The sequence below is a fragment of the Sphingopyxis sp. A083 genome (assembly GCF_001468495.1).
GTDB classification, from domain to species: Bacteria; Pseudomonadota; Alphaproteobacteria; order Sphingomonadales; family Sphingomonadaceae; genus Sphingopyxis; species Sphingopyxis terrae.
The window spans coordinates 120,592-139,791 of the sequence record NZ_LNSK01000002.1 but is presented as its reverse complement, the minus strand read 5'-3'; the positions used below and the strand labels follow the sequence as shown (position 1 = coordinate 139,791).

Sequence of the window (19,200 nt, the reverse complement as noted above, 5' to 3'; positions counted from 1 at the left end):
CCGATTAAGTCAATGCCCGTGCGCAGGCGCACAAAAATGCCGCCGCGTTTAGGGGCGCGGCGGCATAATGAGGCACGAAGGCCTGCTGCTAATTCGTCAGTTGGCGGCGCACCGCGGATCGCGCACCGGCGGGCTGCTGTCGCGCGTCAGCCACTTGCCGTCGGGCGTGCGGTATTTCTCGCCCGGCGCGGTCTTCAGGATCAGATTGCAACCCGTCACAAAGGCGAACTGTTCGATCGTGCTGCCCGCCGGGGCGTTGCGCGTATAGGCGTCCTTGCGCTTGATATTGAGGTCGCTGACCAGCTTGCGCACCGCATCGGTCGGCGTGGTCACAAAGCCGAGGTAGCCGTCGGGCTGTTCGCCGATCAGGCCCGCGGCGCGCGCATTTTCATAAGCCGGGTCGCGCTGCGCCAGCGCCGGCGTGACGAGCGCGGCGACCGCTCCGGCGGCGGCCAGCGCGGCGATTGCGGGTTTGAACATCTGCTTCATCATCTTGTTTCGTCCCTGTCAGAAGATAGAGCCATTTTGTTCGATCAGCTTTTTCGCGTCGCCGTCGATCCTGTACACCACTTCCTGCTGGATCCGGATGTTCAGGTTGATCTCGATCGGCTTGTCGGGTGCCGACACCTGAACGCAGCCGCCGAGGCCCATCGTTCCGATCGTCAGCAACAGACACCGACCGCCTATGGCCGCTCTCCTCATCTTTCCTGTCTTCCTTACCGTCATTGCACGGGCTCGCTTGCTGGAGGCTGAACGGGCGCCGCCTTCGCCGCTGCGGCGGCTTCGGCGTCGCGCTGCGCTTGCAAGAGCTGCGACAAATTCTGCTCCACCAGGACCGATGGATCGTAAAAGCTCTTTGCAGAGAATATCAGGCCGCGGAAAGGCCCTTCGACACGAATGTTGAAGATCAGCGGGATTTTGGCGACCTGATCGACCAGGAAATTGCGCTTCGCGCCGATACCTTGCCCGATCCCGCCGAAGCGGATTTCGGTCACCATTTCGCCGTCGAGGTTGCCGTTGAGGACAATCGTCAGATCGTCATATTTCAGCGATCGCAGCGCCCCGAACGCAAAATTGGCCATCGTGCCGAGGTTGTGATTGGAAAGCTCGCCGACATAGGCGAGCGTGCCGCCGCCGTCGCGCGCGTCGATCCGTCCGTTGACCACGCGCCCGCCGAGCCCGTCGAACTCGACCGGCAGCGTCCCGTCGAACTTGCCCGTCGCGTTGATATTCTCGAACCCGAACTGCTGAAGGAAGACCGCGGCATCGACGCCGACGACATCGAACATCAGGCGGCGCGGCTGGGTGGCGCTGAAATCGAGCGTAGCGGGGTGAAGCAAAAGCTCGCCGCCCGCGAACGGCCAGCGCCCGCCCTCGATCCGCACCCGATTGCCGCCGAGAAGCTGATAGTCGATCTTGCCATCCACGACCGGAATGCCCGGATTGACTTCCTTCAGCGCGACGGTCTGCCCCGGCGCCGAATGGAGCCCCAGCAGATCGTCGAACGTCAGTGTCGACGTCAGCCCGGTCACCGGGCCAAACGCCGCGGCGAGATCGGTATTGGCGGTCGCAAAGGTGCCCCGGCTCGTCACGCCCTCGGCGTTCCATTCGATCCGACCGTCGCCGACGACCGAACCCTGAACATTGGCCACGACGCCTTGCGCAAGCGTCGTGAGCTGTTCGGGCTGGAAATTATCGTCGAAGCGCAATTCCTTGACGATCAGATCGGCGGCGCCGCTGCTATCGGCAAAGCGATGGCGGATAACCGTATCGAGAATCTTCCTGCCGCTCTCGCGCTCGTCGAAACCGGCCCTTGCCTCGATCGCGCCGTCGGCGAAACGCAGATGCGCGTCGCGGCTGATCAGCGAGGCAAAGCGTTTGTCCGCCGCAGCATCGGTCAGCACCAGCCCGCCGTCGAGCGTCAGCGCGCCGTCGGCCCAGCGCCAGTTGCCGGCAATCTCGCTCATGTCGAGCGGGACGGCGCCGATCTTGCCCTGCGCATCGGCAAGCGTTCCGGCCATCCCCTGTCCCCCCGCCGCGCCCGAAACGCGTCCGGCGGCGAAATGCGTCACGCTGTCCCCGGCCCCGATCCGGACATCGGCGTTGGCAAGCGACCAGCGCCACCGCGCCAGATCGATCTCGCCGGGACCGCTATCGAGCGCAAAGGGCGATGCCCCGCTGGTGCCGCGCAGCTTGAGGCCCGGAAGCCGCACGGCGCCGCGCACCCCCGCCGGTCCGACGCTGAACAGCGGCGTGCCGGGGGCGCTGCACAGATCGACACCGTTATTGACAAGACGCAGCCCCGATACGTCGACCTTGTTCGCGGTGACGCGGTGGCAGCCGCCGTTGAACGCCATCCCGCCGGTTGCCGCGAGCGCACCGGCGATCGGCACGCGAAGCCCCTCGACCCGCCCACCCGCGAGCGGTCCGGACAAGGTGGCGCTGGTCGAAAAGCGCATCGCGGTGCCTGGCGCGCTCGAAAAGCGCACGGAATCGAGCGCCAGACGCGCGCCGCCCGCCTGATAGGCGTCGATTTGCGCCAGCCCGGTCATGCGGCCGTCGGCACGGCGGTCGAGTTCCATCGCGCCGACCGGAAGGCCGCCGCCGCCGAAGGTCCAGCGCCCCGTCGCAATGACTTCGGGGCGCGGTGCCGCGAAGAGGTAACCGATGCGGCTGTCGGCGCTGCCCGCGAAGCGTGCGCCGCTACGGCTCGACAGGCTGGGCACGGCAAGCTCGAAACGGAGCGCCTCGCCCTGCCCGGTCAGCGCGACCGCCGCTTCGCCGCTTGCACCCGCCAGCGCCGCGGCAAAGGCGCGCGCCGCGCGATCGCCGATCGGGCCGAGCGGGGTGCCGTCCAGCGCCGCGGCGCTGTCCGCGACCGACCGGCGCAGACGCGCGCTCGCGCTTGCATCGGCGAAGCGCAGCCGGCCTTCGAAATTGGGCGTGACGCTGCCGACCGCGCCCTTGCCTTCCAGATGCACGCCGCTCGCCACAAAATCGGGCCCGGCCAGCTTGGCAACATCCGCTGCCAGCGTCAGCGCGGTGCGATCGGCGGTGCCGGTGAAGCGGCCCTTCACGCCGACCCGCTCGGCGGCGAGCGCCGGCATCGTCAGGCGCTGGACCAGCGCGTCGGCGGTGCCGTCCCATTGCTGCAGATTTTCGGCAAGCGAGACGTCCAGCGCGATCTGCGGCGCGGCGACCGCGACCGGCTGAGCGCCGCCGCAAGTCACGGCCGCGCCGCGCAACGGCCCCGTCAGCCGCGGGCGCACATCGCGCACCGCGAGTTTGCCGTAGAAAGTGATTCCCGTGCCGCGGCAATCGGCAGCGGCGATATGCGGGGCCACGAGCGCGAGGGTTCCCGCAAAATCGCGGCGCAAATTGCCGCCGCCGTTCAGCGTCGCGCCGACATTGCCCCACGGCGTTTGGAGCCGCGCCCGCGCGTCGCTCAGCCGGACCGCCATGTCGGGCAATGCGAACGGACTCTTGTCGGTCGGGTCGCGAAATTTGTCGAGCGCGCCGAGCGACAATTGCCCATCGACGAAGCGGCCGTAGAGCCGCAGGCCGTCGGCGCGCACCGATGCGACATAGGGCCCGGACAAGCCGAGCCCGACCGACACCTCAAGCACCCGCGCGGTCAGGTCGGGATGCGCCGGATTGCCGATAACGACATTGCTGAGCCGCTGGGTCGACAGGCCGATGCGTTCGATCGTGTAGCGTGCCGGCACGCCCTTCTTCGCAAGCTGGTCCTGAATGAAACGGTCGGCGATCGGGGCGCGGGCAACCCAAAGTCCGAGCGCCAGCGCGCCGAGCGCGCCGCCGACGATCCACGGCGCCTTGCGCCGCCGCCGCACGCGGGCTGCCTCCGCCTCGCTCACCCGCGACCGAACCCGTCGGCCGCCTGTGACGTCACACCGTCATCATAGGTCCGGCCAAAGCTCACTGCGCCTACCATTGCTGTTCCATGCCCATCGGCAACGCAGGGCAAGGCCATTCGATGCAGGGAAAAGCGCCGCGACATAGGCGCTTGTGTCTATGAGCGTTGAGTGGTGCCCACAAGGCGGTTATTGCCTTGACGATGGCCGACGCGTCCGCCCCCCTTCCCGATCATGCGGGCCACCGGTCGCGGCTTCGCGCGCGCCTGCTCGGCGGCGATGCCGACGGTATGGCCGATTACGAACTGGTCGAATATCTCCTCGCGCTTGCGATCCCGCGGCGCGATACCAAGCCGCTCGCCAAGACATTGCTGCGCGAATTCGGTTCGTTCGCACAGCTCGTCAGCGCCGATCCCGAATCGCTGCGCCGAATAGACGGCATGGGCGACGGCGCGATCGCCGCGCTCAAGATCGTCCAGCAGGCCAGCCTCCGGATGCTGAAAGGCGAGTTCCGCGAAAAGCCCCTATTGTCGAGTTGGGATGCGCTGCTCGACTGGCTGCGCGCCGACATGGGACCGATCGAGGTCGAGCGGGTGCGGGTGCTGTACCTCAACTCGCGCAACATGCTGATCCGCGACGAGGTCGCGAGCGAGGGGTCGATCGACCAATCGGCGATCTATGTGCGCGAAGTCGTCAAGCGCGCACTCGAACTCGGCGCCGCGGCGATCATCATCGTCCACAATCACCCCAGCGGAAATCCCGAACCGAGCCGCCAGGATATCGCGATCACGCGCGACCTAGCCGATGCCGCAGGGCGGCTGGGCATCGCGCTGCACGATCATATCATCATCGGCGGCAGCGGCCACCGCAGCCTCCGCGCGCTCGGGCTGCTCTGAATCAGGAGGCCGGAAACGCCGGGCTTTACTTGCCGGGTGTCAGGCGACATCATCGCGCCATGCAGATTCGGCAGCGCCATCTTCGCTTCCGCCTTCACGCGGGTCAGCTTCTCGCGGGCTTCTAGCCCCGGGCTGTGGCGTGCCATGCCCCGGACCGGGGCAAGATTTCCGAACCATCCCGACAGGAGCGCGGCCGCGCCCTGCCCTTTCCATGCGGAAAGCCAAAAGAATGACAGTAGCCAAGACCACCTCGACCAAGGCAAGCAAACGCCCGCCCATTCACATGATCGACTCGGAGGCCGATGCGCTGACCGATCTCGCCCTCGGCATCGAAAAACGCATGCCGCAGGTCAGCGAGTTGCTGATGCGCGAGATCGGCCGTGCGACCGTCCACAAGGAGCGCCACGTCCCGCGCGACGTCGTGACGATGAACAGCGAGGTCGATTTCGTCGACGAAGCGAGCGGCGCGGTGCGCAGCGTCCGGCTGGTCTATCCGTCGGATGCCGACATCGCGTCGGGGCGGATTTCGATCCTGACGCCCATTGGTGCCGGGTTGATAGGGATGCGCGCCGGCAGCGCGATCCTGTGGCCCGATCGCGACGGCCACGAACGGGCGTTGACGATCCGGGCAGTCATGCAGCCGCCGCGCGCGGCATGACGGTCATGGCAATGCAGCCGCCGGATCGCTCCGACGGCTGCATCGCCCCAAGCGGGGAGGACTGCGAAATCAGCCGCCGCGCGAAAGGAACGCGACCAGTTCTTCCTTGGTAACGCTGCCCGACTTGTCGGCGTCGGCCGCGCCATAAGCCTGATCGATCCAGCTCTTCACATCGGCCGATTCGGGGTCGACGGCGGGATCCTGCGCGGTGCGCAGCTTCTTCATCCATGCGCCGAATTCAGCGGAGCTAAGGTCGCCCGACTTGTCGCCGTCATAGGTCGGAAATTCGGTTTCGACGATCTGGGCGATTTGCGCGGGGGTCGCGGCTGCGCTGCTCGACGGGGCGGGCGCGGTCTGCGCAGGCGCCTCGCTGGCCGGCGCCATCGTATCGGTGGCCGGCTCGGTGGGGGCCGGCGGAGCCGTCGTGTCGGTCGGTGCCGGCGCGCTATCGGGCATCGGCGCAGCCTCGGGCTGCTCGGTCGGCGGCGTGGTGCCCGGCGACGGCGGTGCTTCCTGGGCCAGCGCGGGGAAACTGATCGCGGCGGCGCCGATCAAAAGAACTTGCTTCAACATTATCTATCTCCTGTACCGGCGGCGGACCTGCATCTGTTTGCGATCCGCCGCCTTTTCTGAAGGGGCATGGGGGCAACCGTCCGCGTTCGCTGGAAGTTGCGGAGCGCGGGTGATTGGCGAAGCGGTCGACCCCTGCTAGGGGGCGCCCCATCGTGATTCCGTCGCGGTTTTGCGACAAGGCGCCGAACAGCGGCGCACAAAAGGAAGGTACATCAATGGTTCCGCGCTACGCCCGCCCGGACATGACCGCCATCTGGTCGCCGGAAAATCGCTTTCGAATCTGGTTCGAGATCGAGGCGCATGCGACCGAGGCGCTCGCGGAACTGGGAACGGTTCCCCAGTCCGCCGCGAAGGCGCTGTGGGACTGGTGGGCGACGAAACCCGTCATCGACGTCAACGCGATCGACGCCATCGAGGCGGTCACCAAGCATGACGTCATCGCCTTCCTGACCTGGGTCGCCGAAAATGTCGGCGAAGAAGCGCGCTTCATGCATCAGGGCATGACGTCGAGCGACGTGCTCGACACCTGCCTCGCGGTGCAACTCGCGCAGGCTGCCGACATCCTGCTCGCAGACCTCGACGCGCTGCTCGAGGCGATCAAACGCCGCGCATACGAACATAAGCTGACCCCGACGATCGGGCGCAGTCACGGCATCCATGCCGAGCCCGTCACCTTCGGACTCAAAATGGCCGAAGCCTATGCCGAGTTCGCGCGCTGCAAGGCGCGGCTGGTCGCAGCGCGCGCGGAAATTGCGACCTGCGCGATTTCGGGCGCGGTTGGCACCTTTGCCAATATCGACCCGCGCGTCGAAGCTCATGTCGCGGCGAAGCTGGGTCTCGCGATCGAACCCGTGTCGACGCAGGTCATTCCGCGCGATCGCCATGCCATGTTCTTCGCAACGCTCGGCGTGATCGCCTCGTCGATCGAACGCCTGTCGGTCGAGGTCCGCCACCTTCAGCGCACCGAAGTGCTCGAAGCGGAGGAATATTTTTCGCCGGGGCAGAAGGGCTCGTCGGCCATGCCGCACAAGCGCAACCCGGTGCTCACCGAAAATCTGACCGGGCTTGCGCGCATGGTGCGCAGCGCCGCCATCCCTGCGATGGAGAATGTCGCGCTCTGGCACGAGCGCGACATCAGCCATTCGTCGGTCGAACGCTTCATCGGTCCCGACGCGACGATCACGCTCGACTTCGCGCTCGCGCGACTGACCGGCGTGGTCGACAAGCTGCTCGTTTACCCCGAGCGCATGCAGAAGAATCTCGATCGCATGGGCGGCCTCGTCCATTCGCAGCGCGTCCTGCTCGCGCTGACTCAGGCAGGGGCGAGCCGTGAGGACAGCTATGCGCTCGTCCAGCGCAATGCGATGAAGGTTTGGGAAAGCGACGGCCAGCTTTCGTTGCTCGAACTGCTGAAGGCCGACGCTGACGTGACCGCGCGTCTGTCGGCCGAGCAACTGACCGCGCTGTTCGACCTCGACTATCATATGAAGCATGTCGATACGATCTTTGCGCGGGTGTTCGGCGGCTGAACGCGCCGGGCCTCGCCCAGAGACTCGCATCGTGCGCCAAAGTCGCTTAGGGTTCGATGCAGAGGCCGGTAAAGGAGCGCAATAACGTGGGAATCGTGCGAACCGTCATCTGGGTGTTGCTGACCATCATCCTCGTCGTCTTTTCGATGGCCAACTGGAATCCGGTCACCGTGACCATATGGCCGGGACAGGTGCTCGACACCAAATTGCCGGTGCTGATCTTTGCCGCCTTCCTGATCGGCAGCCTGCCGCTGTGGATCGCGCTGCGTACCTCACGCTGGTCGCTGAAGCGCCGTATCGAAACGAGCGAACGGCAACTTGCCGACTTGCGCGCCATGGCCAACCGCCCCGCCGAGACGCCGCTCACCCCCGAACCGGCGCCGCAGTCGAAGCCCGTCAACGACATCCCACCCTCGCCGCTGGATCCGCAATGAGCTCGCCTGTCTATCTTGCCATCGACACCCCCCACCTCGATGCCGCGCTGACGCTGGCGCAGCGGGTGCGCCACCATGTCGGCGGGCTGAAGCTCGGCCTCGAATTCTTCTGCGCCAACGGCCATCACGGGGTGCACGAAATGGCGAAGCTCGGCCTGCCGATCTTCCTCGACCTCAAGCTGCACGACATCCCGAACACCGTTGCCAAGGCGATCCAGGCGCTGCGTCCGCTCGAACCCGCGATCCTGACCGTCCACGCCGCGGGCGGCCGCGCGATGATGGAAGAGGCCAAGGCAGTCGCGGGAAGCGCGACCAAGGTGGTCGGCGTTACCGTGCTCACCAGCCTCGACGCGCCCGATCTCGATGATATCGGCGTCGGCGGCACCCCGCACGACCAGGTCGTCCGCCTCGCCGCGCTGGCCCGCGAATCGGGTCTCGACGGCATCGTCTGCTCGGGCCAGGAAGTGAAGGCCGCGCGCAAGGCATGGCCGGGCGGCTTCTTTGTCGTACCGGGGGTGCGCCCTGCTGACGGCCGTGCCGGCGATCAGAAGCGTATCGTTACCCCGGCGCAGGCGATGGCTGACGGCGCCTCGATCCTCGTCGTCGGCCGACCGATCAGCCAGTCGCAGGATCCCGACCTCGCGGCGCGCGCGATCGAAGCGACGCTGTAAACACACTTTCATTCAACCATCGTCATTGCGAGGAGCCGAAGGCGACGAAGCAATCTCCAGCTTCGGGATTGTATTACGCCGATGGCTGGAGATTGCTTCGCTTCGCTCGCAATGACCTAAATGATCGAACCCTGATATATGCCCCCACTTGTCAAAATCTGCGGCCTCTCTACGCCCGAAACGGTTGACGCCGCTATCCGGCTCGGCGCGACGCACATCGGCCTCGTTCACTATGAACCGAGTCCGCGCCACGTCGATCTGAAGACCGCTGCCGCGCTTCGCCAGCGCGCCGGGGGGAAAGTGAAGGTTGCGCTCCTTCTCGTGAATGCCTCGCAACAGGTGACTGGCGAGGCGCTCAGCGCGGTGCGCCCCGACATCGTCCAGTTTCATGGCAATGAAACACCCCAATGGCTCGCCGCGGTCAAACGGCTCGTTCCCGCCGAAGTCTGGAAGGCGGTCGGCCTGAAGGATGCCGGAACGCTGGAACGCGTCCGGCAGTTTGAAGGTGCGGCCGACCGCATCTTGTTCGATGCGCCGGCAGCGGCGTTGCCCGGCGGCACGGGCGCCCGCTTCGACTGGTCGCTGCTCAAGGGCCATCGCCACTCGATCGATTGGGGCGTCGCAGGCGGACTGACCCCGGCCAATGTCGCACAGGCGATCGCCGAAACCGGCGCGCCGCTCGTCGATGTGTCATCGGGGGTCGAAAGCGCACCCGGCGTCAAGGATATGGACAAGATCGCCGCTTTCCTTAAAGCGGTCGGCAGATGCTGACACCGCAGTCCCTCATGACGCGCATCGGAAAACGATGGCGCTGACCGCTTGAGACCCGATCTTCAAGTGCGCGCCCACCCGTAACCGATGGAAATGACCATGACCGAAGCACCGACCCTGCCCAACAGCCTCCGCACCCAGCCCGACGCGCGCGGCCATTTCGGCGCCTTCGGCGGCCGCTATGTCGCCGAAACGCTGATGCCGCTCATCCTCGACCTCGAACGCCATTATCGCGCTGCGCAGGCCGACCCTGCCTTCAAGGCCGAGTTCGACTATCTGCTCAAAAATTATGTCGGCCGCCCGAGCCCGCTGTGGTTCGCCGAGCGGTTGACGAATGATCTGGGTGGCGCGAAGATCTATTTGAAGCGCGAGGATCTCAACCACACCGGCGCGCACAAGATCAACAATTGCATCGGTCAGATCCTGCTCGCCAAGCGGATGGGCAAGACCAAGATCATCGCCGAAACCGGCGCTGGCCAGCACGGCGTCGCGACCGCGACCGTGGCAGCGCTCTTTGGCCTGCCCTGCACCATTTTCATGGGCGCGGTCGACGTCGCGCGGCAGCAGCCGAACGTCTTCCGCATGAAGCTGCTCGGCGCCGAAGTCGTCGCGGTCGAAAGCGGCGCGAAGACGCTGAAAGATGCGATGAACGAGGCGCTCCGCCACTGGGTCGCGAACGTCGAGGACACCTTCTACATCATCGGCACCGTCGCGGGGCCGCATCCCTATCCCGAACTGGTGCGTGATTTCCAGTCGGTGATCGGCGAGGAAGCGAAAGCGCAAATTCTCGAAGCCGAAGGGCGCCTGCCCGACATGCTGATCGCCCCCGTCGGCGGCGGGTCGAACGCCATCGGGCTGTTCCATCCCTTCCTCGATGACACAGACGTCGAGATCGTCGGCGTCGAAGCCGCGGGCGAAGGATTGGGCGGCAAGCACGCCGCCAGCCTCGCCGGCGGCAAACCCGGCATCCTCCACGGCAACAAGACCTATCTGCTGCAGGATGAGGACGGCCAGATCACCGAGGCGCACAGCATCTCGGCGGGGCTCGACTATCCGGGCATCGGCCCCGAGCATAGTTGGCTGCATGACATCGGCCGCGCGCGTTACGAACCGGTCACCGACGAAGAGGCGCTCGCAAGTTTTCAGAAGCTGACCAAGCTCGAAGGCATCATCCCCGCGCTCGAAAGCGCGCACGCGATCGCCGCTGCCGAACGCGTCGCGCCGACGCTGGGCAAGGACAAGATCATCATCGTCAATTGCTCGGGCCGCGGCGACAAGGATATCTTCACCGTGGCGGAAGCATTGGGGGTAGAGCTGTGACCCGCTTCGCCGCCGCCTTCGCCAAGCCGCGCCCTGCGCTCGTCGCCTTCATCACCGGCGGCGATGGCGACACCGCCGCGAACCTTGACGCGCTCGTCGCGGGGGGTGCCGATGTGATCGAACTGGGCATGCCCTTCACCGATCCGATGGCCGACGGCCCCGCGATCCAGGCCGCAAACCTGCGTAGCCTCGCCAAGGGGACGACCACCGCCGACCTGTTCGGTATCGCCGCCGCCTTCCGCCAGCGCCATCCCGACACGCCGCTCGTGCTGATGGGCTATGCCAATCCGATGACGATCCGTGGCGCCGATTGGTTCGCCGCCGAATGCGCGAAAGCAGGGGTCGACGGCATCATCTGCGTCGATATTCCCTCGGAGGAAGATCCCGAACTCGGCCCCGCGCTCCGCGCTGCCGGGGTCGACCTGATCCGCCTCGCAACGCCGACGACCGACGCGGCGCGGCTGCCCGACGTGCTGAACGGCGCGGGCGGCTTTCTCTATTATGTTTCGGTTGCCGGGATCACCGGGATGCAGCAGGCCGCTCAGGCGAGCATCGAGGATGCGGTTGCGCGCCTGAAAGCCGCGACCGACCTGCCGGTCGCGGTCGGCTTCGGCGTTCGCACCCCCGCGCAGGCGGCCGACATCGCCAAGGTTGCCGACGGCGTCGTCGTCGGATCGGCCTTCATCGACATCATTGCCGAGCATGGCGACGCCGCGGCGCCGCATGTCGAAGCCTTCACCCGTTCGCTCGCCGATGCTATCCACGGCGCAAAGGAGATCGCCGCATGAGCTGGCTCGACCGCGTTCGCAACGCCCTGCCCTTCACCGCCAAGCGCGACACCGCCGACAACCTCTGGCACAAATGCCGCCAGTGTCAGCAGATGGTGTTCGTCAAGGAGTGGGAAGACAATCTGAACGTCTGCCCGCGCTGCGACCATCACGACCGCATCGGCGCCAAAGAGCGCTTCGCGCAGCTTTTTGACGGCGGCCTGCACGAGTTGATCGCCGCCCCTGCTGCACCCGAAGATCCGCTGAAGTTTCGCGACACCAAGAAATATGTCGACCGCATCAAGGCCGCACGCGCGCAGACCGGCGACCGCGACGCCTATCAAAACGCCTTCGGCCGCATTTCGGGCCAAGGCGCCGTGATCGGCGTGCAGGATTTCGCCTTCATGGGCGGATCGATGGGCGTCGCGGTCGGCGAGGCGTTCGTCGCCGGGGTCGAGGCCGCGATCAAGCGCGGCATCCCCTACATCGCGATCACCGCCGCGGGCGGTGCGCGGATGCAGGAAGGCACGCTGTCGCTCATGCAGATGCCGCGCGCGACGGTTGCGCTCCAGCGGCTGCGCCGCGCGGGCCTGCCTTATGTGGTGCTGCTCACCGACCCGACAACGGGCGGCGTGACGGCCAGCTATGCGATGCTGGGCGATGTGCAGATCAGCGAGCCCAATGCGCTGATCGGCTTCGCGGGCCAGCGCGTGATCGAAAATACGATCCGCGAAAAGCTGCCCGAAGGGTTCCAGCGCGCCGAATATCTGCTCGATCACGGGATGATCGACATGGTGGTGCATCGCAAGGAGCTGCCCGCGACGCTCGGCCGCCTGATCGGCTATCTCGCGCCCGAAAAGGCGGCTTGATCCCTCCTCCTGACGGACGGAGGGAGAATCCATGCCCGACCACGCGCACAGTTCCGATCCCGCCGTTCAGGCGCAGCTCGACCGCCTCGCGGCGCTGTCGCCGGGTCGCGACATATTGGGGCTGGACCGCATCGGCGAACTGTGCGCGCGCCTCGGCGATCCGCAAGACCGGCTGCCGCGGACCTTCCATGTCGCAGGGACCAACGGCAAGGGATCGACGTGCGCCTATCTGCGCGCAATACTGGAGGCGCAGGGGCGCAGGGTCCACGCCTATACCAGCCCGCACCTCGTCCGGTTTAACGAGCGCATCCGACTGGCGGGCACCCTGATCGACGACGCGGCGCTCGCCGCCTTGCTTGGCGAAGTCCTCGACGTCGCGGAAGGGCTGCATGCAAGCTTTTTCGAGGTGACGACGGCGGCGGCTTTCCTTGCCTTTTCGCGCATACCCGCCGACGATTGCATCATCGAGGTCGGGCTGGGCGGACGACTCGATGCGACCAATATCATCCCGGCGCCGGCGGTGTGCGGCATCGCCTCGCTCGGCATCGACCATGAGGCCTTTCTGCTCGCGCCCGAAGACGGCACCCCGACGCGTCCTGCCGCACGGATCGCGTGGGAAAAGGCCGGCATCATCAAACACGGCGCCGCGCTGGCGACGCTCGCCTATCCGCCGCCGCTGGCGCGGGTAATCGCGGACCGGGCCGAGGCGGCGGGCGTGGTCCCGTTCGTCGAGAGCGAAACCTGGTCGGTCGAAGCCGTCGGCGACGCCTTTCGCTGGCGATCGATGGACGGGGAACTCCCCGCCTTGCTGCGCCCGCGCATGGCGGGCGGGCATCAGATGCGCAATGCGGGGCTTGCGATTGCGATGCTCCATCTCGCGCCGGGTCCGAAACCCGATGCGGGCGCGATCGAGCGCGGCATCGCCGCGGCTTACTGGCCGGCGCGATTGCAACGACTGGAGAGCGGACCGCTCGCAAAGCTGCTCCCGCCCGCCACGACGGTGTGGCTCGACGGCGCCCACAACGCCGATGCAGGGCATCAACTCGCGCAGCATTTTGCGGGCGATGCGCGCCGCATCCATCTGGTCACCGGGATGCTCGCCAACAAGCATCCCTCGGCGTTGATCGATCCCCTGGCCGGCAAGCTCGCCTCGATCACCGTCGTGCCGGTGCCCGGGCACGAGCATCATGGCGCCTCAGCCTTCGGGCCGGAAGCGCTCGCGGCCGATACCGTCGAGGCTGCGCTGGCTGGATTGGCAGTAGACCCTGTGACCGAGATCGTCCTGATCGCCGGCTCGCTTTACCTTGCGGGCGAGGTGCTGCGCGCGAACGGCGAATTGCCCGATTAGGCCGACGCCTCGCGCGCATGCCGGGTACCCGCCGTGCCGACCGATTGGTCAACGAGCCCGCTGCGCATCATCAGCCAGAATAGGACAATACCCGGCAGGGCCGCGGCGACGGTGAACAGATAGAAGTTCACATTGCCCATATTGTCCATCATCGCGCCCGCCGTGGTGCCGGTCAGGAAACGACCGACAATGCTCGCTGCGGAGGAGATCAGGGCATAATGCGCCGCAGTGAAGCGCAAGTCGCAGAGTGCCGAGAAATAGGCGACGACGACGACGCCGCCGATGCCGCTCGCAATATTTTCGAACCCGATCGCGCCGGCGAGGCCCCAATTGCTGTGGCCCGCCGCCGCGAGCAGCGCGAAGCTGAAATTGCTCACCGCCATCAGGATCAGGCTGAGCAGCACCGACTTTTTCATGCCCATCCGCGCGTAGAGAATCCCGCCGATGAAAATGCCGATCAGATAGGCCCAGAAGCCGATACCGACGTCGTAGATCGCAATCTCGTCATTGCTGAAGCCAAGATCGTTGAGCAGCAGGCGCAGCGTCAGATTCGCGAGCGTATCGCCGATCTTGTGGAGCAGGATGAACAGCAGCACCAGCCAGGCGCCATGGCGACTGAAAAACTCGCGGAAGGGACCGATGATACCCGCGACAAGTCCTGGCTTGCCTTCGCGCGAGAGTGCCGCGCGGTGCCGCTCGGGCTCGCCGACCCAAAAGCCCGCAATGACCGCCGGCAATGCAAAAAGCGCACATGCCAGATAGGCCGCCTCCCATCCTTGCCGCGCGGCAAGATAGAGCGCGAGCGCACCGGCGCCCGCCGATCCGATCCGCCAGCCATATTGCGACATGCCCGATCCGACGCCGAGTTGTTCGGGCTTCAATATCTCGATCCGGTAGGCGTCGATCACAATGTCGAACGTCGCGCCCGCTGCACCCACGAGAACCGCACCGACCGCCATTTCGAACAGCGCGGCGAATTCGCCTTCATGGCCAAGCCCGAACCGCTGCATGAGGTGCCCCACGGGGGACTGGCCGACCTGCTGCGGATCGACCAGCGCGAGATTGCCGACCGCCAGCATGACGAGCATGGCCGTCAGGATCAGCCAACTGATCCGTTGGCCGACCACCCCCGCCCCCGGAAGGCGGATCGTATCGACGATCCAGGCCCACAGCGGTTTGAAATTATAGACGAGAAAGGCGAGCGAAAAGGCGGTGATCGACGATTTTTCGAAACCGTCCTGCGACAGTCGCGTCGTCAAGGTCGCACCGATCATCGCATAGGGAAATCCCGACGAAATGCCGAGCAGCAGCGCCGCCAGCGGCGCGCGCTCCAGATAGGGCCGGATGCTGTCCCACCAGCTTTGCGGTGGCGGCGGCGCCATATCTGCCTGCATAGATCCTCCCTGTCGCGCTCGGCTGACCGGCGACGCCTCGAACCGTTCGGCCTAAAGCAACAGGACCAAATTGGAAGCATCTATTTGGCGGGGCGCCCGATCCAGCGGACGGCGTGCACGCGCCCGCCGGCGCGGTCCTGCAACAGCACCGCCCAGCGGTCGGCCCCGCGCTGGCCCGCGATCGCTGCGGGCATTGCGGCCGCGCAGGCGCCGCTTGCGGGGCAAGGAGCCGCCGCCTCGGCCAGCACGACATTGGTATAACCCAGCCTCCGGTTGCCATTCTCGCCGCGGGCGACGTCGACCGAGGCGCGGTGCGCGATCGCCAGGAAGCGCAATTCGGCACCCGCTGCGGACCGCGAAGCGACCACACGGCCGCCGTCGAGGCGAAGCGCCGCGTCGCTTGGCGCGGCGCCGATCATCCGGCGCAGCGCCCGCTCGTCCGATCCGACGGCGGCCGCGCTCCCCTGCACGACGGCTTCGGGGGTATAAACACCCGCCCCCGGCAGCCCGCGCCGCGCATAGCGGTCCTGAAGCGCATCATTCGCGGCGCGCGCGAGCGTATCCTTCCATCCCAGCCGGTCCCAATAGGTAACGGGGCGGCTGACCGCGACCACGGAGCCTTCGGCATCCAGTCTCTCGAGCAACCGGTCGGCGGGCGGACAGGAGGAACAACCCTGGCTGGTGAACAACTCGACCAGCACGGGCGCCGCGGGCGGCGTCGAAGCCGCGATGGCGGCGGACGGTCGATCGGATGGCCCGAACAGGAGCGCGGCGGCCGCCCCCAAAGCCAAGCTGAACAGCGGAAGCAATATCTTCAACGGGATCCTCCTCGCGCATCGGCACTCAACCGCCGGTTCGGTGGAGGCAGCGGGCCGGTTACGCGGCCTCGGGACGCCAATAGGTCTGCATCCCGCTCACCTTGCGCGGCATCTTGTGCTTGCACACCATCGTCTCGACGGCGCGAACCGCGTGGAGAAGCGCCGCCGCCCCGTGCGGCTTGGTCAGGCAGGCGAGCGCGATGTCGCCCGCATCTTCGGGACATTGCCCCGTTACCAGCAGTACGGCAACGCCGCGGTCGCGCGCGAGCCGCGCAACCTCGCGTCCCGTCATGTGCCCCGCGAGCTTGAGGTCGAGGATCAGCGCATCGATCGTCTTGTCTGCCAGCATCGCGACAGCCGCTTCGCCCGAATCGACCGTCGCAACGACGTCATAGCCACCATGCTTCAGGGTCCGCTCATTGTCGAAAGCGACCAGCGGATCATCCTCGACGATCAGCAGCCGTTTGAAGCAGGACGGGCGGGACGCGAAGAGCATTTTACCTACCTTCCGTCCGCCGCATGACTCTGCGTGCGCGTCCTCGCAAGATTGCTTTTGCTTGCCATCGACGAAGCGACACTTTTCCGGCTATGAGCGTGGCCATATTACAACATCCCTTTTCCCGAATAACGATATGAAAGCCGCATCCGTTCCGATGACGACACGCCGCCCACCCCGTTCGCCGTCCCGCCCGCCCGCTTCCCCGCAGGGCGACGCTCCGCGTGGCCGCCGCAGTGCGCGCGCTGCACAACCGCCGCGTAAGGCTCCGCCGAAGGAAGAGGAGCGCGAGGACGGGCCGCAGCGCATCACCAAGCTCCTGGCGCGCGCTGGCGTCGGGTCACGGCGCGATGTCGAACGAATGATCGAGGAAGGCCGCATTGCACTGAACGGCGCGGTGATCGTGCAACCGGCGCCGCTGCTCTCATCGCTCGAGGGCTTGACCGTCGACGGCAATCCGGTCGCAAAGCCCGTATCGACGCGCCTCTATCGCTTCTACAAGCCGGTCGGCTGCCTGACCGCGGCGCGCGACCCCAAGGGACGCAAGACGATTTATGACGTGCTGCCCAAGGGGCTGCCGCGGCTGATGCCCGTCGGGCGGCTCGACTATAATACCGAGGGCTTGCTGTTGCTGACCAATGACGGCGAATTCAAGCGCCAGCTCGAACTGCCCGCCAGCGGGGTCGAGCGCACCTATCGCGCCCGCGCGTTTGGCGACATCAGCCAAGCGCAGCTCGAGGAACTGGTCGAGGGGGTCGAGATCGACGGGGTCCGCTATGGCAAGATCGACGCCAATCTCGAACGGCGGACGGGGCGCAACCAGTGGATCGAGCTGACGCTGACCGAGGGCAAGAATCGCGAGGTTCGTCGCGTGCTCGAACATCTGGGGCTGCAGGTGAGCCGCCTGATCCGGACGCGATATGGCGCTTTCGAGCTCGACGGCCTCGATGTCGGCGCGGTCGAGGTCGTACCACGCGATGCCTTGTTCCAGTTCCGGCGGCGGATGAGCTGATGCGCGTCATTTCCGGCGAATGGCGCGGTCGCAAGTTGATCGCGCCCAAGAATGATGCCACTCGCCCGACCGCCGACCGCACGCGCGAGACACTCTTCTCCATGCTTGCAAGCCGGCTCGGTAGTTTCGAGGGCTTGTATGTCGCCGACCTGTTCGCGGGGTCGGGCGCGCTGGGGATCGAGGCCTTGTCGCGCGGCGCCGCGCAGTGCCTGTTCGGTGAGCAGGATCGCGAGGCGATCGACGCCCTGCGCAAGAATCTGGCGGCGCTCGGCGCGGCTGCCCGTGCCGAGGTACGGGCCGGTTCGGTCCTCGCGCTTGGGCCAGCGCCACGCAGTTTCGATCTGCTGCTGCTCGATGCGCCCTATGCGACGGGTGCCGGCAGCGTCGCGCTCGACAAGCTGGCGCGGCTCGGCTGGGTCGATGCCGATAGCTGGATCTCGATCGAAACGGGCGAGAAGGAAAGCGTCGACGTTGCCGGCTTCGCCATCGAAGCCGAGCGAAAGGTCGGGAAAGCGAAGCTCACGCTGCTCCGTGCCGACTAAAGATAGGGCTTCAGATTGAACTGCGCGTGACCGCGCTTCCCGTCGCGTTCATAATCGAACGCGACTTGATCCCCGGGCTTGCCGCCCAGCCGGCGCAACATCGCGTTCCATTCGACCCCCACAAGCGTATCACCCGGTTGCAGCCCGGCGTCCTTGGCCGGGCTGCCGTTGCCGACATCCTCGATCACGATACGCGTGCCTTTGCGGTCAAGCCAAAGCCCCGACATCGGATAGCGCTCGGTTCCTGCAAAATCGAGTCCGTTGGGCGCCATCCATAGCTGTTTGCGCTTGGGGTCCGTTGAAAGGTGGAAATGGCGGATCATGTCCAACCCGACCAGCCCCTCGACATTATCGAAATTGCCGTTTCGCGGGCCGGGCTCGGCGAGCGTGACCAGCGCGCGCGGAAAGGCGAATTTGTGAAGAAGGACCTTGTCCGCCCGGAACATACGGGTCCGCAGACTTCCTTTACCGAAGCCGCTTGCACGCACGGGAACATAGGGTCGTTCGCTATCCCACCAACCGATGTCGCGCGCCGCCTTGCCATCGAGCAGGATGTTGCGGGGTGCGCCTGTGTCGATCAGGAAGCGCCCGGAAAAATCGCCGATCTGCACGGGCGTGGTCAAACCGTAGCTCGCCCGGCGGGGCATATAGCTTTGCGGTATCAGATACATGCCAGGCCGCTCGCTACGGCCATCGGGATAGATGCGCCACTGGTTCGCGACGAAATCAAGATCGCTGTCCATATCGGTAAACAGCGGCGCGCCGATCAATCCCCGGGTGCGCGAATCGACGACCGACTTGGTGCCGTGAAATTCCATATAGGGGATGCGAAAAGTGCCGCCGATCACGACATCCTCGACCCGAAGGACCGACGTTCGCTCGACCCCGCCCAGGCCGCCGATTATGCTCGCGCCCCGCTCGCGCAGCTTGACGGAGTTCGCCCAGCTATCCGAAATCAGACTTTCCGTGGTCCCGGTGTCGAGAATGAACGGTTCGGGAGGCAAGCCTTCCACCGACACATCAAGCCAGACGCGATTGCCCTGCAGCCGGATCGGTGCGGCGAATACTGTTGGCGCCAGCGCCGCGGCGGAGCCGGGCAGCATGAGGCCGGCGATGACCGGCCATGAGGCGATGAAAGAACGGCGGGCGATCAAGGACATGGGCAGATCTCGCGGTGGTGGGAGACTATCCGTTTGTTAGAGATTCAATGATGACGCGGCAATGACATTG

General features: G+C 66.1%; 20 protein-coding genes. 12 read left to right on the top strand and 8 right to left on the bottom strand.

Annotated features, from left to right (window positions below; all coding sequences use genetic code 11):
• Positions 1-96: 96 nt before the first annotated feature.
• The 3 genes from ATE59_RS04830 to ATE59_RS04820 are packed head-to-tail and all read right to left on the bottom strand — an operon-like array spanning position 97 to position 3,851.
• Complete coding sequence (locus ATE59_RS04830; RefSeq protein ID WP_058811390.1) at positions 97-492, bottom strand: YdbL family protein; 396 nt, start codon at positions 490-492, stop codon at positions 97-99.
• A gap of 15 nt (positions 493-507) precedes the next feature.
• Positions 508-669, bottom strand: coding sequence for a YnbE family lipoprotein (locus ATE59_RS04825; protein WP_371830003.1), 162 nt, complete (start codon positions 667-669; stop codon positions 508-510).
• 53 nt (positions 670-722) lie between these two features.
• Positions 723-3,851, bottom strand: a complete 3,129-nt coding sequence (locus tag ATE59_RS04820) for a YdbH domain-containing protein (protein ID WP_231737185.1) — start codon at positions 3,849-3,851, stop codon at positions 723-725.
• Between the two features lie 224 nt (positions 3,852-4,075).
• On the opposite strand from ATE59_RS04820, the gene radC reads away from it, so the two are divergent.
• Positions 4,076-4,768 (top strand): RadC family protein, encoded by a 693-nt coding sequence (gene radC / locus ATE59_RS04815; RefSeq protein WP_058811388.1) that lies wholly within the window; start codon positions 4,076-4,078, stop codon positions 4,766-4,768.
• Between the two features lie 229 nt (positions 4,769-4,997).
• The gene (rnk, locus tag ATE59_RS04810) at positions 4,998-5,426 is read left to right on the top strand and encodes a nucleoside diphosphate kinase regulator (protein WP_082657299.1); all 429 of its coding nucleotides are present in this window, start codon (positions 4,998-5,000) and stop codon (positions 5,424-5,426) included.
• A 69-nt stretch (positions 5,427-5,495) separates the two neighbouring features.
• Here the strand turns inward: rnk and ATE59_RS04805 are convergent, their stop codons facing one another.
• A complete protein-coding gene (locus tag ATE59_RS04805; RefSeq protein ID WP_058811387.1) occupies positions 5,496-5,999 on the bottom strand; it encodes a calcium-binding protein in 504 nt (167 codons plus the stop codon).
• A gap of 215 nt (positions 6,000-6,214) precedes the next feature.
• Between ATE59_RS04805 and purB the strand changes: the two genes are divergently transcribed.
• The 8 genes from purB to ATE59_RS04765 all read left to right on the top strand — a co-directional run bounded on the left by purB (position 6,215) and on the right by ATE59_RS04765 (position 13,708).
• Entirely contained in the window at positions 6,215-7,528 is a 1,314-nt protein-coding gene (purB, locus tag ATE59_RS04800; protein ID WP_058811386.1) for an adenylosuccinate lyase, read from the top strand.
• A gap of 86 nt (positions 7,529-7,614) precedes the next feature.
• The gene (locus ATE59_RS04795; protein WP_058811860.1) at positions 7,615-7,962 is read left to right on the top strand and encodes a lipopolysaccharide assembly protein LapA domain-containing protein; all 348 of its coding nucleotides are present in this window, start codon (positions 7,615-7,617) and stop codon (positions 7,960-7,962) included.
• A complete protein-coding gene (gene pyrF, locus ATE59_RS04790) occupies positions 7,959-8,633 on the top strand; it encodes an orotidine-5'-phosphate decarboxylase (protein WP_003044140.1) in 675 nt (224 codons plus the stop codon). Before ATE59_RS04795 ends, pyrF begins: the two co-directional genes overlap by 4 nt.
• A gap of 138 nt (positions 8,634-8,771) precedes the next feature.
• Positions 8,772-9,404, top strand: a complete 633-nt coding sequence (locus ATE59_RS04785; protein WP_058811385.1) for a phosphoribosylanthranilate isomerase — start codon at positions 8,772-8,774, stop codon at positions 9,402-9,404.
• Between the two features lie 99 nt (positions 9,405-9,503).
• Positions 9,504-10,724, top strand: a complete 1,221-nt coding sequence (gene trpB, locus ATE59_RS04780; protein ID WP_058811858.1) for a tryptophan synthase subunit beta — start codon at positions 9,504-9,506, stop codon at positions 10,722-10,724.
• Positions 10,721-11,512 carry a tryptophan synthase subunit alpha gene (trpA, locus tag ATE59_RS04775; protein ID WP_003044148.1) on the top strand — a complete coding sequence of 264 codons (792 nt, stop codon included), beginning with the start codon at positions 10,721-10,723 and terminating at the stop codon, positions 11,510-11,512. Before trpB ends, trpA begins: the two co-directional genes overlap by 4 nt.
• A complete protein-coding gene (accD, locus tag ATE59_RS04770; protein WP_058811384.1) occupies positions 11,509-12,360 on the top strand; it encodes an acetyl-CoA carboxylase, carboxyltransferase subunit beta in 852 nt (283 codons plus the stop codon). The genes trpA and accD overlap by 4 nt, the downstream gene beginning before the upstream one ends.
• Before the next feature lie 31 nt (positions 12,361-12,391).
• A complete protein-coding gene (locus tag ATE59_RS04765; RefSeq protein WP_058811383.1) occupies positions 12,392-13,708 on the top strand; it encodes a bifunctional folylpolyglutamate synthase/dihydrofolate synthase in 1,317 nt (438 codons plus the stop codon).
• Here ATE59_RS04765 and ATE59_RS04760 read toward each other — a convergent pair.
• From ATE59_RS04760 to ATE59_RS04750, 3 genes are all read right to left on the bottom strand, one after another.
• Positions 13,705-15,102: an MFS transporter gene (locus ATE59_RS04760; RefSeq protein ID WP_003044156.1), complete on the bottom strand. Its 1,398-nt coding sequence runs from the start codon at positions 15,100-15,102 to the stop codon at positions 13,705-13,707. The genes ATE59_RS04765 and ATE59_RS04760 overlap by 4 nt on opposite strands.
• 80 nt (positions 15,103-15,182) lie before the next feature.
• Positions 15,183-15,920, bottom strand: a complete 738-nt coding sequence (locus tag ATE59_RS04755; protein ID WP_197409131.1) for a DUF1223 domain-containing protein — start codon at positions 15,918-15,920, stop codon at positions 15,183-15,185.
• 58 nt (positions 15,921-15,978) lie between these two features.
• Positions 15,979-16,416, bottom strand: a complete 438-nt coding sequence (locus ATE59_RS04750) for a response regulator (protein WP_003044165.1) — start codon at positions 16,414-16,416, stop codon at positions 15,979-15,981.
• Positions 16,417-16,573: 157 nt separating this feature from the next.
• On the opposite strand from ATE59_RS04750, the gene ATE59_RS04745 reads away from it, so the two are divergent.
• Entirely contained in the window at positions 16,574-17,428 is an 855-nt protein-coding gene (locus tag ATE59_RS04745) for a pseudouridine synthase (RefSeq protein ID WP_040590028.1), read from the top strand.
• On the top strand, positions 17,428-17,970 hold the full coding sequence (rsmD, locus tag ATE59_RS04740; RefSeq protein WP_058811381.1) for a 16S rRNA (guanine(966)-N(2))-methyltransferase RsmD: 543 nt from the start codon (positions 17,428-17,430) through the stop codon (positions 17,968-17,970). The genes ATE59_RS04745 and rsmD overlap by 1 nt, the downstream gene beginning before the upstream one ends.
• Here the strand turns inward: rsmD and ATE59_RS04735 are convergent.
• Positions 17,967-19,130 carry an aspartyl protease family protein gene (locus ATE59_RS04735; RefSeq protein ID WP_058811380.1) on the bottom strand — a complete coding sequence of 388 codons (1,164 nt, stop codon included), beginning with the start codon at positions 19,128-19,130 and terminating at the stop codon, positions 17,967-17,969. The two genes, rsmD and ATE59_RS04735, sit on opposite strands and share 4 nt — an antisense overlap.
• Between the last annotated feature and the right edge of the window lie 70 nt (positions 19,131-19,200).

What these genes read in the sequence shown, in the direction of transcription:
- ATE59_RS04830 (WP_058811390.1), bottom strand. Translation starts at nt 492, where the DNA reads ATGATGAAGCAGATGTTCAAACCCGCAATCGCCGCGCTGGCCGCCGCC.
- radC (WP_058811388.1), top strand. Translation starts at nt 4,076, where the DNA reads ATGGCCGACGCGTCCGCCCCCCTTCCCGATCATGCGGGCCACCGGTCG.
- rnk (WP_082657299.1), top strand. Translation starts at nt 4,998, where the DNA reads ATGACAGTAGCCAAGACCACCTCGACCAAGGCAAGCAAACGCCCGCCC.
- ATE59_RS04805 (WP_058811387.1), bottom strand. Translation starts at nt 5,999, where the DNA reads ATGTTGAAGCAAGTTCTTTTGATCGGCGCCGCCGCGATCAGTTTCCCC.
- purB (WP_058811386.1), top strand. Translation starts at nt 6,215, where the DNA reads ATGGTTCCGCGCTACGCCCGCCCGGACATGACCGCCATCTGGTCGCCG.
- pyrF (WP_003044140.1), top strand. Translation starts at nt 7,959, where the DNA reads ATGAGCTCGCCTGTCTATCTTGCCATCGACACCCCCCACCTCGATGCC.
- ATE59_RS04785 (WP_058811385.1), top strand. Translation starts at nt 8,772, where the DNA reads ATGCCCCCACTTGTCAAAATCTGCGGCCTCTCTACGCCCGAAACGGTT.
- trpB (WP_058811858.1), top strand. Translation starts at nt 9,504, where the DNA reads ATGACCGAAGCACCGACCCTGCCCAACAGCCTCCGCACCCAGCCCGAC.
- accD (WP_058811384.1), top strand. Translation starts at nt 11,509, where the DNA reads ATGAGCTGGCTCGACCGCGTTCGCAACGCCCTGCCCTTCACCGCCAAG.
- ATE59_RS04765 (WP_058811383.1), top strand. Translation starts at nt 12,392, where the DNA reads ATGCCCGACCACGCGCACAGTTCCGATCCCGCCGTTCAGGCGCAGCTC.
- ATE59_RS04760 (WP_003044156.1), bottom strand. Translation starts at nt 15,102, where the DNA reads ATGCAGGCAGATATGGCGCCGCCGCCACCGCAAAGCTGGTGGGACAGC.
- ATE59_RS04750 (WP_003044165.1), bottom strand. Translation starts at nt 16,416, where the DNA reads ATGCTCTTCGCGTCCCGCCCGTCCTGCTTCAAACGGCTGCTGATCGTC.
- ATE59_RS04745 (WP_040590028.1), top strand. Translation starts at nt 16,574, where the DNA reads ATGACGACACGCCGCCCACCCCGTTCGCCGTCCCGCCCGCCCGCTTCC.
- rsmD (WP_058811381.1), top strand. Translation starts at nt 17,428, where the DNA reads ATGCGCGTCATTTCCGGCGAATGGCGCGGTCGCAAGTTGATCGCGCCC.
- ATE59_RS04735 (WP_058811380.1), bottom strand. Translation starts at nt 19,130, where the DNA reads ATGTCCTTGATCGCCCGCCGTTCTTTCATCGCCTCATGGCCGGTCATC.